The organism is Methylomicrobium agile, from assembly GCF_000733855.1.
Taxonomy (GTDB): domain Bacteria; phylum Pseudomonadota; class Gammaproteobacteria; order Methylococcales; family Methylomonadaceae; genus Methylomicrobium; species Methylomicrobium agile.
This window is the reverse complement of sequence record NZ_JPOJ01000001.1, coordinates 3,726,728-3,740,965: the sequence shown is the minus strand read 5'-3', so window position 1 is coordinate 3,740,965 and position 14,238 is coordinate 3,726,728. Positions and strand designations below refer to the sequence as shown.

General features: G+C 55.2%; 14 protein-coding genes. 8 read left to right on the top strand and 6 right to left on the bottom strand.

The window, feature by feature from the left end:
• Positions 1-24 precede the first annotated feature (24 nt).
• Positions 25-1,239, top strand: coding sequence for an SDR family oxidoreductase (locus CC94_RS0117460; RefSeq protein ID WP_157203459.1), 1,215 nt, complete (start codon positions 25-27; stop codon positions 1,237-1,239).
• Between the two features lie 179 nt (positions 1,240-1,418).
• Positions 1,419-1,718 carry a rhodanese-like domain-containing protein gene (locus CC94_RS0117455; RefSeq protein WP_245549338.1) on the top strand — a complete coding sequence of 100 codons (300 nt, stop codon included), beginning with the start codon at positions 1,419-1,421 and terminating at the stop codon, positions 1,716-1,718.
• Positions 1,719-1,727: 9 nt separating this feature from the next.
• Here CC94_RS0117455 and CC94_RS0117450 read toward each other — a convergent pair whose 3' ends face one another.
• The 6 genes from CC94_RS0117450 to tnpA all read right to left on the bottom strand — a co-directional run bounded on the left by CC94_RS0117450 (position 1,728) and on the right by tnpA (position 7,221).
• On the bottom strand, positions 1,728-2,249 hold the full coding sequence (locus tag CC94_RS0117450; protein ID WP_031431650.1) for a nucleoside triphosphate pyrophosphohydrolase family protein: 522 nt from the start codon (positions 2,247-2,249) through the stop codon (positions 1,728-1,730).
• A 135-nt stretch (positions 2,250-2,384) separates the two neighbouring features.
• Positions 2,385-2,702: a DUF4359 domain-containing protein gene (locus CC94_RS0117445; protein ID WP_084675378.1), complete on the bottom strand. Its 318-nt coding sequence runs from the start codon at positions 2,700-2,702 to the stop codon at positions 2,385-2,387.
• A gap of 207 nt (positions 2,703-2,909) precedes the next feature.
• Complete coding sequence (locus CC94_RS0117440; RefSeq protein ID WP_005371993.1) at positions 2,910-3,926, bottom strand: agmatine deiminase family protein; 1,017 nt, start codon at positions 3,924-3,926, stop codon at positions 2,910-2,912.
• Positions 3,923-5,602, bottom strand: coding sequence for a DNA repair protein RecN (gene recN / locus CC94_RS0117435; RefSeq protein ID WP_005371992.1), 1,680 nt, complete (start codon positions 5,600-5,602; stop codon positions 3,923-3,925). Before recN ends, CC94_RS0117440 begins: the two co-directional genes overlap by 4 nt.
• Positions 5,603-5,609: 7 nt before the next feature.
• Positions 5,610-6,494: an NAD(+) kinase gene (locus CC94_RS0117430; RefSeq protein ID WP_005371990.1), complete on the bottom strand. Its 885-nt coding sequence runs from the start codon at positions 6,492-6,494 to the stop codon at positions 5,610-5,612.
• Positions 6,495-6,789: 295 nt separating this feature from the next.
• Positions 6,790-7,221 carry an IS200/IS605 family transposase gene (tnpA, locus tag CC94_RS0117425; protein WP_005371989.1) on the bottom strand — a complete coding sequence of 144 codons (432 nt, stop codon included), beginning with the start codon at positions 7,219-7,221 and terminating at the stop codon, positions 6,790-6,792.
• 399 nt (positions 7,222-7,620) lie between these two features.
• Here tnpA and hrcA point away from each other — a divergent pair, with 399 nt between their 5' ends.
• The 6 genes from hrcA to CC94_RS0117395 all read left to right on the top strand — a co-directional run bounded on the left by hrcA (position 7,621) and on the right by CC94_RS0117395 (position 14,224).
• Positions 7,621-8,673, top strand: coding sequence for a heat-inducible transcriptional repressor HrcA (gene hrcA, locus CC94_RS0117420; RefSeq protein ID WP_031431648.1), 1,053 nt, complete (start codon positions 7,621-7,623; stop codon positions 8,671-8,673).
• 62 nt (positions 8,674-8,735) lie between these two features.
• Positions 8,736-9,371 carry a nucleotide exchange factor GrpE gene (gene grpE, locus CC94_RS0117415; protein ID WP_031431647.1) on the top strand — a complete coding sequence of 212 codons (636 nt, stop codon included), beginning with the start codon at positions 8,736-8,738 and terminating at the stop codon, positions 9,369-9,371.
• Between the two features lie 71 nt (positions 9,372-9,442).
• Positions 9,443-11,374 carry a molecular chaperone DnaK gene (gene dnaK / locus CC94_RS0117410; protein WP_005371983.1) on the top strand — a complete coding sequence of 644 codons (1,932 nt, stop codon included), beginning with the start codon at positions 9,443-9,445 and terminating at the stop codon, positions 11,372-11,374.
• 154 nt (positions 11,375-11,528) lie between these two features.
• A complete protein-coding gene (gene dnaJ, locus CC94_RS0117405; RefSeq protein WP_005371981.1) occupies positions 11,529-12,668 on the top strand; it encodes a molecular chaperone DnaJ in 1,140 nt (379 codons plus the stop codon).
• Between the two features lie 5 nt (positions 12,669-12,673).
• On the top strand, positions 12,674-13,486 hold the full coding sequence (gene dapB / locus CC94_RS0117400; RefSeq protein ID WP_005371976.1) for a 4-hydroxy-tetrahydrodipicolinate reductase: 813 nt from the start codon (positions 12,674-12,676) through the stop codon (positions 13,484-13,486).
• A 342-nt stretch (positions 13,487-13,828) separates the two neighbouring features.
• The gene (locus CC94_RS0117395; RefSeq protein ID WP_005371974.1) at positions 13,829-14,224 is read left to right on the top strand and encodes a bacteriohemerythrin; all 396 of its coding nucleotides are present in this window, start codon (positions 13,829-13,831) and stop codon (positions 14,222-14,224) included.
• The last annotated feature ends 14 nt before the right edge of the window (positions 14,225-14,238 follow it).

The window sequence follows — 14,238 nt, the reverse complement described above, 5'->3', positions numbered from 1 at the left end:
CTAACATCCCCCCGAGGAGTCTCCATGTTCAACCCATCCTGCCGTATCAATTTCCATTCTGGCATGGGAATCATACTCGCCGCATGTGTCATGCTGTTCAGTATGAATGCACGCGCCGATGTAAAATGGAAAATCGTGATTAGTCCCAGTAAAAGCGGAGAAATACCCTGGACAACATCCAGCCCTTCATCCTCCGGCGTATTGGCCTCCAGCGGTACGCTTTCCTTTAACCCCGGATCTTACCTCGATTTGACTTTTTCGCCGCAGCCTGGCTACCGCCTGGTATCCGTCTATAAAAACGCGGACCCTTGGACGCCTTGGCTGGACAACAACCGTCATTATCGATTCGGGCCGGTGGAAAAACCTCACGTGATTGTCGCCAAGTTCGAGTTAATCTCGCCGACAGGTTCGTACGATTTCAGCACGCCCGAAATATTGCCCGAGGGCGTCGCCGAGATATTCAACGGCACCGGACATTACAGTGGCGTAGTGCCGTCCGATATGCCCATTGTCGGCGATAAAGCCTTCGATGCCGACATAGCCATGGACGAAAGCGGCAAGCTCGACATCATGCCCAACAGCCTGGAAGGGTATACGCCGGACACAACCGCCAATACCTCGATTGCGGGCATGCTGAAGACCCGGGACGATACCCCTCAAGTAACGGTCAGCGCAAAGTTTAAAGGGGAGTTCGAAGGCGAAAACGGCGAAGGTTCCGGTGTCGGAACATTATCGGATATCAAGACCCTGGGGCAAAATACCCTGCAAGAGGACGAACAAACTCTGAATTCTTCCGGTAGCGGCTCTTATAATGTCAAGCTGAAGAGTAACGATACCGGAGTAAAGGTCAATTATAAGGAAAAAGAGACCTCGATCGCTCTGCCTGTCACAACCGATGCCAACCGCAATTGGTCCTTTAACGTAATGCTTTCCCAGGAGCCCAATGCGAAAGGCAAGCAGGTTACCTACGCGAAAGGAACCGTGACGCTGCCGACCGGCGATATCGTTTCATTTCCGAAACGCATCGTCAAATATTCGAAAACCAAAGGTTATAAGATCCAGTTTTCCCGCGGCACCAATATGACTAGCAGTTCGGTCGACAAAAAGACGAAATTAAGCATCACCCATATGTTGTTCGATTTCCTCGAAAACAACTGCGTATTAAACGACGGGCAAGTGAGCTACCAATTTCTGGGACAAAAAGGAAAAGGAAATCTGTCCGACTTTATGACGAACTAAAGATTTTGGCGAGACGGCTGCCAGGATTTTGGGAAGGCGTCCTCGCAGCCGCCGTTCATGTTCTCTTTCTTTGGATGGCTCTCTACGGCATAAATATTATGATCAAAAAACGCTTCGGAATCCTTGCTATTCTCATCTTGACGGCGGGATGCCGGTTTCAAAAGCCGGACTATGTTCAAATGCTATCGCCTGCCGAATTACGGCAGGCCATGCTGCATCAGGATATTTTTCTGGTCGACGTGCATACGCCGCAGCAGCGGCACATCAAAGGCACCGACCTTTTCATTCCCTACGATGAGGTGGGGAAATACCTGGACAAACTGCCGAAGGATAAAAATGCCGCCATCTATCTCTATTGCCGAAGCGGGCCGATGGGAAATGCGGCGGCGAAATCTTTGTATGAATTGGGCTATCGCAACCTGTTCAACCTGGAAGGCGGCGCGAAAGCCTGGAAAAAGGCGGGACTGGATTTCGAATAAACTGGTGCCTCATTCATAAAGGCAATCGCTCAGATCGGGAAGACGGTTCCACTCGACTTCGCTCCGATCCTCGGTGCCCTGCCCGCGCCCCGTGCCCGTTTCCATTTGGTGCCGATGGAATAGGCCGAAGGATTTGTCGAAATCCGCATTCAGGAATCCGCCGGACAATTGCGCGCAAGCGCAGTAAAGCGCCGAGTAATCTTCGGATAGGCCGGACGAACAGACATTGATCCGGTCGCCGATCAGCCGCATCAGCGAGAGAACCGAGCCGTCGTGCTGCCAGCTTACCGGCTGCAGGTTCACTTCGGCGCCCTGCATCGCGACCGCATTTAAAGCCAGATAAGCGAGGCCGGTCAACCTGGCCAGAATGACCGTCATGTCGCCCTGCTTGATCGCCAGAAAAACCTGCTTACCACCTTCCATCAGCCAAGCCTGGCGCAATACGATGGTCATGTCGGAAAGACGTCCTTCTTCTCTCGAAAAACCGAAGTGTTCCCGAAATTCTCTGACTGACTGCAAATGTTTGTTCATGGCCGCTTCCTGATGGAAAAACTGCCCCCCATTCGGGCAACAGAAACCTAATTCAAAGAGAAAACTGGTTACATCATGCACAAGTTTACGACTCACCGCGCCGAAAGTTGGTTCATTTCCGGAAATTTGAGGCGACTACTCATGGAAAACCGGGTCTTCTATCAGAAAAAAACGATTCAGGATGCCGACCGAACGGATATGCTTCTCGCCAAGCGCGGTATCGTAAGTGCTGAAAAAAAGATAATCCTTCCGCAATGTCTGCCGGCCCAGCATTTTGGCCGCGAAACTGCCCAAAACCGAACCGATCATGCCTTCGAGCGGATCTTGAGCCTTCCGGGTCCTTTCGATAATCCGTTGACTGATGAATCGATCATACTCGTCCATTTTCGGATTGGTATAGGTCAAAAGGCCGAGAACGGCAATCAGGACCAACGCAGAAGCTAGCGACTTCATCGGAATCTCCCTACATAAAATAAAGCTTGACCAGGTTTATGATGATAGGGTGGGTAGAGCGAAGCGAAACCCATCACACATAGCCATACCGTACCTCGGTCGATGGGTTTCGGCTGACGCCTCCATCCATCCTACCTTCATCGGATATCTGCCTATAAAAAACAGACGGCAGGCCGGTCCGCCTGCCGCCCGGACTCGAAAGACCGCTTATTTGAACACCGCGGCCGGGAATTGCATCGTCATGCAGTGCAGACTGCCGTATTGATGCACCAGCGGCCGGCAGGGAGTCGGAATGATCTTGCGGTCCGGAAAACAGCCGGCCAGCCGTTCCAGCGCAACCGCATCCGTCGGGTCGTCGTAAATCGGCACCATGATCGCCTCGTTGATGATCAGGAAGTTCGAATAATTGGCCGGCAACTGGCGGCCTTCTTCGTCGAAGATCGCTTTCGGCAACGGCAGCGGAACCAGATGATAGGGCTTGTTTCCCCAGGTGCTCAGGGATTGAAGCTGGCTCTCCATGCGCTTCAGGCTCTCGTAGAGCGGATTGGTCTCGTCGTCGGCGGAGGTATAAGCAATCGTATGCGCATTGCAGAACCGTGCCAGCGTATCGATATGCGCGTCGGTGTCGTCGCCTGGCAAATTCGGCTGGTCGATCCAGATCACGCGCGAAGCGCCGAAAATCAGGCCGAGTTCGCGCTCGATCTCGTGTTTGGTCAACCCCTTGTTGCGGTTTGGATTCAGCAGGCACTGGCGGGTGGTCATGACCGTATCCTTACCGTCGCTTTCGACACTGCCGCCTTCGAGAATGAAATCGACGTCGCGGGTTTTTACGCCATGGAATAAGGCGGCGGCCAGCAAATTGCGGTTCAGCGCATCGTCGTGTTCATACGCATACTTTCCGCCCCAGCCGTTGAAGCGCAGGTTCACCAGCACCGGCATGCCGTCGTCTTCGACGGTCAGAAAGACCGTGTCGCGGACCCAGATGTCGTTGACCTGCGCATGGATGAAAACGATATTATGATTTATGCCGATCAGCCCGCGTATCCGGTTTTCGTGAACCTCGTCGCGGCAGACGATGAACAGCTTTTGATACTGGCTGATCGTTTCCGCGATGAAACGGTATGAAGATTCCACCTCGTCGAGATGGATGAAATCGCCGGTTTCATGCGGCCATGCAATCAAAACGGCGGATTGAGGTTCCCATTCGGCTGGAAATCGAATCATGGTTGTGAGTTCCCTAAAGTTAGCATTTCCCTGGCATGTGCCAGAGTGTTTTCGGTGAGATTGACGCCGCCCAGCATTCGGGCGACCTCCAGAATGCGTGCTTCGCCGTCGAGCACGCGCACGGTCGACGACGTGATGTCGGTCTGCTGGTTCTTCGCGACGAACAGATGATGATGCGCCTGCGCGGCCACTTGCGGGAGATGGGTCACACACATCACTTGGCGGTCGCGGCTCAAGCTTCTGAGCTTCTGGCCGACGATTTCCGCAATGCCGCCGCCGATGCCCGAATCGACTTCGTCGAAGATCATCGTCGGCGTGGTCCTGTCGCTTGAGGTCGTGACCTGAATCGCCAGACTGATCCGCGCAAGCTCCCCGCCGGAGGCGACCTTCGCCAGGGGTTTCGGCGGCATGCCCGGATTTGCGCTAACCAGAAACTCGATCCTGTCGAGCCCGTTCGGTTTCGGCTCGCGGCTGTCGGGCTCGCTCAATTCGACCCGAAACTCGCCCTGCGGCATGCCGAGCTCCTTGATCATCGCCGAAATCTGCTGCCCGAGCCTGGTGGCGCTTTCACGCCGCTTTTCAGTCAATTCGACCGCCAGTTGGCGGTATTGTTCGAGATATTTGGCGACGTCCGCTTCGAGTTCGCCGAGCCTTTCTTCGCTGTGCGTCAGGTTGTCGAGCTCATGCGCCAGCTTTTGCGCGAGCTCCGGCAAATCCTCCGGAGCGGCATGGTGTTTCCGGCTCAGGCTCTGGATCATTCCGATCCGGCTTTCGAGTTCTTCCAGGCGTTTCGGGTCGGCTTCCTGCAATTCGAGAAAGCGGCGCAGGTCGAGCGCGGCTTCTTCGACCTGGATCTGCGCCTCCGCAAGCAGGGAACACACGCCGTTCAGTTCCGGCGCGAAACGGGCCAGATGAGTTAATTCGCTCACGCAGTGGCCAAGCATCCGCAGCACCGACACCTGGTCGTTTTCGTACAGCACGTCGAGCTGCTGCTGGCCGCTGCTTAGAATGTGGCCCAGGTTGGCCAACTTGCTGTGCTCGTCGGACAAGGCCTGGTAATCGAAATGCGCGAGGTCGAGCTGGGCCAGTTCATCAAGCTGATAGCGCAGCAATTCCTCGCGCTCACTGTGGTCCAGGCTGGCTTTTCTCAGTGCGGATAGCTCCCGGTGCGCCTGATGCCATTGCCGGTAACAGGCGTTTAGCCGGTCGAGCAGCGGCTGGTTTTTCGCGAACGCATCGAGCAGGCGGCGCTGTTCGTCCGCGCCGAGCAACGTCAGATGCGCGTGCTGGCCGTGGATTTCGACCAGTTTTTCGCTGAGCTCCTGCAGCGATTGCAGGGTGACCGGGCGGTTGTTGATATACGCCTTTGAACGGCCGTCATCGCTTACGACCCGCCGGATCAGGCACCTGTCGTCGTCGTCGAGTTCGTTCTCGGCCAGCCAGTCGCGTGCGAACGGCGCATCGTCAAGATCGAATTCGAGATTGATTTCCGCGCGTTTCGCCTCCGGTCGTACATAGCCCGAATCGGCGCGGTCGCCGAGCGCGAGCCCGAGCGCGGTCAACAGAATCGATTTGCCGGCCCCGGTTTCGCCGGTTAAAACCGACATGCCTTTTTCGAGATCGAGGTCGAGCGACTTGACTACGGCCAGATCGAGAATATTCAAATTCAACAGCATTGCGCCCTCACCCATTGCTCCAGTTCAGTTTTTCGCGGAGGATATGGAAAAAATCGTGATCTTCCGGGTGCAAAATTCTAATCGGTTTCGGGTCTTTCTTAATCAGGATCTTGTCGCTGATCAATACGTCAGGAATCTGCAGCTGATCGCAGGTAACCAAGGCATTGATTTGCTTGTTCTGGCAAAAGCTCAGCTCGATCTCGGCGCTGTCGTCGATCACGATCGGCCGGTTCGACATCGTGTGCGGATTCAGCGGCACCAGGACCAAAGCGTTCAGCGACGGCGACAGGATCGGCCCGCCGGCGGACAGCGCGTAAGCGGTCGAACCGGTCGGGGTCGACACGATCAAGCCATCGGAGCGCTGGGAATTTAGGAAGACGCCGTCGATCCGGGTGACGATCTCGATCATGCTCGGCGTGACCCAGCGGTGTACCGCAACTTCGTTCAGCGCGGTCTGTTCGTGAATGACCTCGCCTTCGCGGACGATCTTCGCGCGCAGAAAATAGCGCTCTTCGGCCTTATAACGGCCTTCGAGGATCGCATGCAGGCGGCCGGGCAATTCGTCCGGCGAAATATCGACCAGAAAGCCCAAACGGCCAAGATTGATCCCGATCAACGGAATGTCGAAATGCGCGATCGCGCGGGCAGCGGCCAGAAACGTGCCGTCGCCGCCAACCGCGATTACCAGGTCGCAATGCTGACCCAGCGTCTCAGGCGGTTCCGCCTTGATCGGCCTGCTGTCGATACTATCAATACAAACGGCGCTGTCAGTCGCTAGGATCACTCGATAACCGCTGCCGAGCAGATGATCGTAAAGCAGCGACAATGTATCGGCAATGCTGGGATCGCTGGGTTTGCCGATGATGCCGATGGTGTTGAAAGAAGTCCGCATGGGTCGATAGGAGCCGGTAAATCTGGCGATTATACAAAAAAATTGCTTTTGCATTCGTGTTATTGCCGACAGGCGTTTTCGTAGTCGCAAGGAGCGATACGCTCGGCGGGTTCTCCCCTAATTGAACATTTACGAAAGTCATCTCGAATACAAGCGTCAAAAAAATAAGAATCTATTATCAGATAATAGTAAATATCCCCCGGCAAAGCCGGGGGCTTTATGTTGTGAACCGCTCAAAGCGGTATAAGGGGTCGCTAACGCGGCCCCTAATTTAATAGCCACCTCAAGGTGGCGTTCAGTTCCAAAGATTCAATTGTTCAATTCGCTGGTCTTCTTGTTCCTGGTGCCGTATGTATTCTCGGATCATCGTTTCATCTCGACCCACCGTCGAAACAAAGTAACCCCGCGCCCAAAAGTGTTGCCCCACAAAATTTCGTTTCTTCTCTCCATAAACCCGCGCCAAATGGATGGCGCTCTTCCCTTTGACGAAACCGATCACTTGCGACACCGCATACTTCGGCGGTATCGCAATCAACATATGGACATGATCTGGCATCAAATGCCCTTCCAGTATCCGGCTTTCTTTCTGGCTCGCCAGCCTTCGAAAGACCTCTCCCAAATGCTGACGCAATGCTTTATACAAAGTGCGTCGCCGGCATTTCGGGATAAATACCACATGATATTTGCACTCCCAGCGGGAGTGACTTAAGCTTTCATTCTCGTCCATCAGGTTCTCCTCTATCGTGTACTTGGCGGTTCACGATGCTGAGTTTCCTGATGGACTCCGCTGAATGTCAAACTTTCGCTGTCTCCCCGGCAGAGCCGGGGGATTTCTCATTATTGGTTAATATTTATCAGATATCGATTCAGGCTGTCGTAAATCGCTTACAGGGTAAGCGTGTATGATCCCTATTCCTTGGATTTAATGAGCGCGGGGGCTTAGCTGGGATCAAGTCTGCGTAGATGTGAATCAATTAGCACCCGCACTATATCCCGCACTATATATAGTGTGATTAGCCTGGCTTAATCGAGCCGTCCGGTTGACAACTGGTCCTGTTATTGCTAATTTGTTCAGTTGGCACTCGTATTCAGAGAGTGCTAATAACGATTTCTGTTAGAGGTGAGTGTGAGTCATCCGCAACTAAACGAACGTTCCCTGCAATCGCTGAAAGCGTTGATCGAGCGTTATATCAGTGATGGGCAGCCGGTCGGCTCGCGCGTGCTGGCAAAAGATTCAGACTTGAAGCTGAGCCCGGCCACCATTCGCAACGTCATGGCCGACCTCGAGGACATGGGGTTGATCCATTCGCCGCATACTTCCGCCGGCCGGGTGCCGACGGTCAGTGGATACCGGCTTTTCGTCGACAGCCTACTGACGGTCAAGCCGTTGGCGCTCCAGGAAATCACCCGTCTTCAGGGGAGTCTGTCCCGGATCGAGGATAGGGGACAGACGCTCGAGGCGGCTTCGCGCCTGCTTTCCGAACTGTCGCAGATGGCCGGCGTGGTTACTCTGCCGAAGCGGGAAATGCTGTATCTGCGCCATATCGAATTCCTGCCGTTATCTCATTCGCGGGTACTGGTCATCTTCGTAACCAACGAACAGGAAGTGCATAACAAGATCATTCATACTTCCCGCCTGTTCAGTCCGGCCGAATTGCAGCAGGCAGCCAACTATCTGAATTCGGTGTATTCCGGACGCAGCCTGGCGGCGGTACGCGATGCCGTATTGAAAGAATTGCAGGATGACCGCGAACAGATGAACCAGTTGATGCTCGATACGATCAAGATGGCGCAGATGGCTTTCGAACCGGACGAAAAGAAAGAAGATTTCGTGCTGAGCGGCGAAACCAATCTGATGGGATTTTCCGAATTGTCGGACCGCGACCGGCTGCGCAGCCTGTTCGAAGCGTTCAGCCAGAAACAGAGCGTGATCCATTTGCTCGATCAGTGCATGAAAGCCGACGGCGTACAGATTTTCATCGGCGAAGAATCCGGCTACGAGGCCTTCGACCATTGCAGCCTGGTGACCTCCTCCTATTCGGTCAGCGACGAAGTGGTCGGCGTGCTCGGCGTGATCGGACCGACCCGAATGGCCTACGAAAAAATCATCCCGTATGTGGACATTACTGCAAAATTATTGAGCGCAGCCTTGAATCCGAAATCCGCATCCCCATCATAGCCCCTATGATAATTTCGGGTGTCCCAATCGGGCATGTAACCATTTTTTGCAGGATTTTTTGAATGAGTAACGAACAGGAAAACTTGGAAACCCAAGTAAAAACCGATGCCCAGTCCGACCTGGAAAATCAGGCTGCGGCGGAAGCCGAAACGCCGGCAACCGAACTGGCCGAGCAAGAGCCGACGGTAGAACAGTTGCAGGCCAAACTGGACGATGCCGAACGGAAAGCTCAGGAAAGCCGGGACAAGGCGGTCAGAACGGTCGCCGAAATGGAAAATCTCCGCAAAAGAACCCAGCGGGACATCGAAAGCGCGCACAAATACGCGCTCGAGAATTTCGCAAAAGCCTTGTTGCCGGTCATGGATAGCCTGGTACTCGGCCTGCAGGCCGCTACCGGCGACAGCCCGGAAGTGCAGAAATTCCGCGAAGGCACCGAACTGACCTTGAAGCAACTCGAAGCGGTATTCAATAAATTCAACATCGAAACCGTCGATCCGCTCGGACAGCCTTTCAATGCCGAACAGCATCAGGCGATGATGATGCAGGAAATCGAAGGCGTCGAGCCGAATACGGTCGTCAACGTCTTCCAGAAAGGCTATACGCTGAATGGCCGTTTGCTCCGTCCGGCGATGGTGGTGGTCGCGAAAGCGCCGCAAAAACCGTCGCAGGATACCCCGATTATCGATGAACAGGCTTGAACTCGCATAAACAGGCCCCATATTGCAAATCAACGTTAACCATCTAAACAAATTCAAGTCTGGAGCATTCAATGGCTAAAATTATCGGAATAGATTTAGGCACGACCAACTCTTGCGTGGCGGTGCTCGAAAACGGCGTCGCGAAAGTGATCGAAAACAGCGAAGGGGCGCGCACCACGCCGTCGATCATCGCCTTCACCAATGACGACGAAGTGCTGGTCGGCCAGTCCGCCAAACGTCAGGCGGTCACCAATCCGAAAAATACTCTGTTCGCGATCAAGCGTCTGATCGGCCGCCGCTTCAAGGACGATGTCGTACAAAAAGACATCCACATGGTGCCTTATAAAATCGTCGAAGCCGAAAACGGCGACGCCTGGGTCGAGGTGCACGGCAAGAAAATGGCGGCGCCGGAAATTTCCGCGCGTGTCTTGATGAAGCTGAAAAAAGACGCCGAAGCGTATCTGGGCGAGGAAGTGAAGGAAGCGGTCATTACCGTGCCGGCTTATTTCAACGACTCGCAACGCCAGGCGACCAAAGACGCGGGCCGTATCGCGGGTCTCGAAGTCAAGCGGATCATCAACGAGCCGACCGCTTCGGCGCTGGCGTTCGGGATGGACAAGCCGAAAGGCGACACCAAAATTGCGGTGTATGACCTCGGCGGCGGCACGTTCGACATTTCGATCATCGAAATCGCCGAAATCGAAGGCGAGCATCAGTTCGAAGTGTTGTCGACCAACGGCGACACCTTCCTCGGCGGGGAAGACTTCGACGCAAGGATCATCGAATATCTGGCGACCGAATTCAAAAAGGAAAGCGGCGTCGATCTGCACAACGACCCGCTGGCGCTGCAACGTCTGAAAGAAGCGGCCGAAAAAGCGAAGATCGAATTGTCTTCGGCTCAGCAAACCGACGTGAACCTGCCTTACATTACGGCCGATGCCACGGGTCCGAAGCATTTGAACGTAAAACTGACCCGCGCCAAACTCGAATCGCTGGTCGAAGACTTGATCCTGAAGACCAAAGGCCCTTGCGAAATCGCGCTGAAAGACGCGGGCCTGAAGGCATCCGAAATCCATGACGTGATTCTGGTCGGCGGCCAGACCCGGATGCCAAAGGTCCAGGAAATGGTCAAATCGATCTTCGGCAAGGAACCGCGCAAAGACGTGAACCCCGACGAAGCGGTCGCGCTCGGTGCGGCGATCCAGGCCGGCGTACTCGGCGGCGAAGTCAAGGACGTGTTGCTGCTCGACGTGATTCCGTTGTCTTTGGGGATCGAAACGCTCGGCGGTGTAATGACCAAGCTGATCGAGAAAAACACCACGATCCCGACCAACGCGTCGCAAGTGTTTTCGACCGCGGACGACAACCAGACCGCGGTGACCGTGCACGTGCTGCAGGGCGAGCGCGAAGTCGCTTCCGCGAATAAATCGCTGGGCCGTTTCGACCTGACCGACATTCCGCCTGCGCCGCGCGGTATTCCGCAAATCGAAGTGTCTTTCGACATCGATGCGAACGGTATTCTGAACGTGTCGGCCAAGGACAAGGCCACCGGCAAGAAGCAATCGATCGTGATCAAGGCGTCCAGCGGTTTGTCCGACTCGGAAGTCGAGCGGATGATCAAGGATGCGGAAGCGCATGCGGAAGAAGACCGCAAACTGGCCGAACTGGTCGGCACGCGCAACCATGCGGACAGTCTGATCCATGCCACCGAAAAATCGGTCAAGGAACTGGGCGACCAGGTCGGCAGCGACGAAAAAGAAGCCATCGAAAAAGCGGTCGAGGAACTGAAACAGGCCTGCAAGGGCGACAGCAAGTCCGAAATCGAAAGCAAAACGAATGCATTGACCGAACTGTCGGGTAAACTGGCCGAGCGCGTTTATGCGCAAAAATCGGCTTCCGAAGGCGGCGCCGAGGCCGGCGCGCATTCCGCTTCGGGCCATGCGGCCGATGACGGCGTCGTGGATGCGGAGTTTGAAGAAGTCAAGGACGACAAGAAAGGCTAAAACTTTGTAGGGTGGGCGGCGCTTTTCCGCCCACCGGTTTCATCCGCAAAACGGTGGGCAAACGGTGCGACTGTTCGCCTGCCCTACATTTTCCTTGCAGGAACAGACGCTCGGCTGTTCCTGCAATTTTGTTTAAAGCCACTCATAACAACACATGGCAAAAGAAGATTATTACAAACTTCTCGGCGTGGACAGGAATGCCAGCGATGAAGAAATCAAGAAAAGCTACCGCAAGCTGGCGATGAAATATCATCCCGACCGGAACAAGGACGATCCTCAAAAAGCGGAAGCCAAATTCAAACAGATCAAAGAAGCTTACGAAATTTTGTCGGACGCGAAAAAACGCGCGGCTTACGACCAGTTCGGCCATGCGGGGGTCGAGTCGGGCATGGGTGGCGGCCGCTACGGCGGCGGTTTTGGCACGGAAAGTTTCAGCGACGTATTCGGCGACATGTTTGGCGATATTTTCGGCGGCGGCGGTCGCTCGCGCGGCGGCGCGCAGCGCGGCGCCGACCTGCGGTACAATCTGGAACTGACGCTCGAAGAAGCGGTGGCCGGCACCGAAGCGAAGATTCGTGTACAGGTGCTGGTAACCTGTAACGAATGCTCGGGCAGCGGGGCCCGGAAAGGCACCTCGCCGGTGATCTGCTCGACCTGCCACGGCCACGGCCAGATCCGGATGCAGCAAGGCTTCTTTGCGGTACAGCAAACCTGCCCGACCTGCCGCGGCACCGGCAAGCAAATCAAAGACCCTTGCGGCAAATGCTACGGACAGGGCCGCGTGCAGGATACCAAAACACTGTCGGCCAAGATTCCGGCCGGCGTCGATACCGGCGACCGGATCCGCCTGTCCGGCGAAGGCGAAGCGGGCGAGCAAGGGGGACCTCCTGGCGATCTGTACGTGCAGATTCAGGTCAAGGATCACCCGATTTTTACCCGCGACGGAGCCAATCTATACTGCGAAGTGCCGATCAGCTTCCCGACCGCCTGCCTGGGCGGCGAGCTGGAAGTGCCGACGCTCGACGGCAAGGTCAATCTGAAAATTCCTCCCGAAACGCAGACCGGCAAATTGTTCCGCCTGCGCGGCAAGGGCGTGAAACCGGTCCGCGGCGGTCCAGTCGGCGATTTGTTGTGCCGGGTGCAGGTCGAAACGCCGGTGCATCTGACCAAGGAACAAAAAGAGCTGATCGCGAAGCTGAATGAATCGCTGATGGGGGGCGGCAAGCATCATAGCCCGCAGGAGCATTCGTTCATGGACGGCGTAAAGAATTTTTTCGATAAATTGACAGGATAAGCAAAATGCTTCGAATTGCAGTCGCGGGCGTTTCCGGCCGCATGGGATCTTGTTTGGTCAAGGCGGCCGATGCGTCGGCCTATGCCGAGTTTACCGCCGCCCTATCGCGGCCCGGTAGTCTGGCGGTCGGCAAGGATGCGGGCGAACTGGCCGGCATGGGCACTATCGGCATCAATGTTGTGGACGATCTGTCGGCAGTGCTCGATCAATTCGACCTGTTGATCGACTTTACCCGCCCCGATACCTCGATGACACTGATAGAACAATGCCGGGCAGCCGGCAAAAAGCTAGTGATCGGTACGACTGGCTATACGCCGGAACAGAAACTCACGGTCGAGCGTGCCGCCGAGGATATCGCGATCGTGCTGTCGCCGAACATGAGCGTCGGGGTGAACCTATCGCTGAAACTGCTTGAAATGACCGCCCGGGTGATGGGCGACGAGAGCGACATCGAAATCATCGAGGCGCATCACCGTCACAAGGTCGACGCGCCGTCCGGCACCGCGCTTCGGATGGGCGAAGTGATCGCCGCGGCGCTGGACCGTGACTTGAAGGAATGCGCGATTTACGGCCGCGAGGGCCACACCGGCGCGCGCGACCGCAAGACGATCGGCTTTTCGACGATTCGCGCGGGAGACATTGTCGGCGATCATACCGTGATGTTTGCGGACGACGGAGAACGGGTCGAAATCACCCATAAAGCGACCAGCCGGATGACGTTTGCAAACGGCGCGGTGCGCGCGGCATTATGGCTGAAGGATAAGCCGAACGGCCTGTACGACATGCAGGACGTGCTGGGGTTGAAAAACCTCGGCTAAATTCAAAAAAAACCTCTGTTTCGGCAAGGCTCGGCAATCGGGCCTCGCTTCTTTTTCTCCGAAATATATTCCCTGATTGTCTTGCGGTGCGGCGAGTGACGATTGCCCTCGTCCGGTATCCTCGCTTGCTATCTTTGTAAAGCCGTCCCGGCCTCGCAGGAAAAAGCCCGGACGTTCCGAACGAAAGGCAGTTCCATCGGTCTCCGATATCACGTTCCAGATGTTGCGCCAACAATGGGCCTTCGATGAATTATTTTCCTTAAAAAAAATGTTGTTTTTTACCGCCAAAAAAACCATAATATTTGTGCGGTTTATAATAACAATCCTCAGAGGAGAAAAATCATGGCACTCATCACCTGGACAGCAGAACAATTCGGAACCCATGTCGGCTTTGCGGACCAAGAGCATCAAGTCCTGTTCGGCAAACTGAACAAACTGTACGATCTGGCAACGGGAGGCGCCGAACGGTCGGCGGTGGGTTCTCAGCTCGACGACCTGATTGCATACGTGGTCGAACATTTCGCGCATGAAGAAAAAGAAATGGCCGCGGCCGGGTTTGCCGGTTTCGGCGCGCATAAGGCCGAACACGATGCGCTGGTGAATATCTGCGCCGATCTGCAGAAAAAATTCCATGCCGGACAGGCGGAAGTAACCGAAGATGTCGGCCAGATGGTCAAAGGCTGGCTGGATCACCACATTCCGACTTTCGACAAAGGTTATGCGGTTGTTTTAAAATAAAAAAAGCCAGCAAC

Coding starts and splice junctions, on each gene's coding strand:
- dnaJ (WP_005371981.1), top strand. CDS start 11,529: ATGGCAAAAGAAGATTATTACAAACTTCTCGGCGTGGACAGGAATGCC.
- CC94_RS0117455 (WP_245549338.1), top strand. CDS start 1,419: ATGCTATCGCCTGCCGAATTACGGCAGGCCATGCTGCATCAGGATATT.
- CC94_RS0117460 (WP_157203459.1), top strand. CDS start 25: ATGTTCAACCCATCCTGCCGTATCAATTTCCATTCTGGCATGGGAATC.
- CC94_RS0117450 (WP_031431650.1), bottom strand. CDS start 2,249: ATGAACAAACATTTGCAGTCAGTCAGAGAATTTCGGGAACACTTCGGT.
- grpE (WP_031431647.1), top strand. CDS start 8,736: ATGAGTAACGAACAGGAAAACTTGGAAACCCAAGTAAAAACCGATGCC.
- CC94_RS0117440 (WP_005371993.1), bottom strand. CDS start 3,926: ATGATTCGATTTCCAGCCGAATGGGAACCTCAATCCGCCGTTTTGATT.
- tnpA (WP_005371989.1), bottom strand. CDS start 7,221: ATGGACGAGAATGAAAGCTTAAGTCACTCCCGCTGGGAGTGCAAATAT.
- dapB (WP_005371976.1), top strand. CDS start 12,674: ATGCTTCGAATTGCAGTCGCGGGCGTTTCCGGCCGCATGGGATCTTGT.
- CC94_RS0117445 (WP_084675378.1), bottom strand. CDS start 2,702: ATGAAGTCGCTAGCTTCTGCGTTGGTCCTGATTGCCGTTCTCGGCCTT.
- CC94_RS0117395 (WP_005371974.1), top strand. CDS start 13,829: ATGGCACTCATCACCTGGACAGCAGAACAATTCGGAACCCATGTCGGC.
- recN (WP_005371992.1), bottom strand. CDS start 5,602: ATGCTGTTGAATTTGAATATTCTCGATCTGGCCGTAGTCAAGTCGCTC.
- CC94_RS0117430 (WP_005371990.1), bottom strand. CDS start 6,494: ATGCGGACTTCTTTCAACACCATCGGCATCATCGGCAAACCCAGCGAT.
- dnaK (WP_005371983.1), top strand. CDS start 9,443: ATGGCTAAAATTATCGGAATAGATTTAGGCACGACCAACTCTTGCGTG.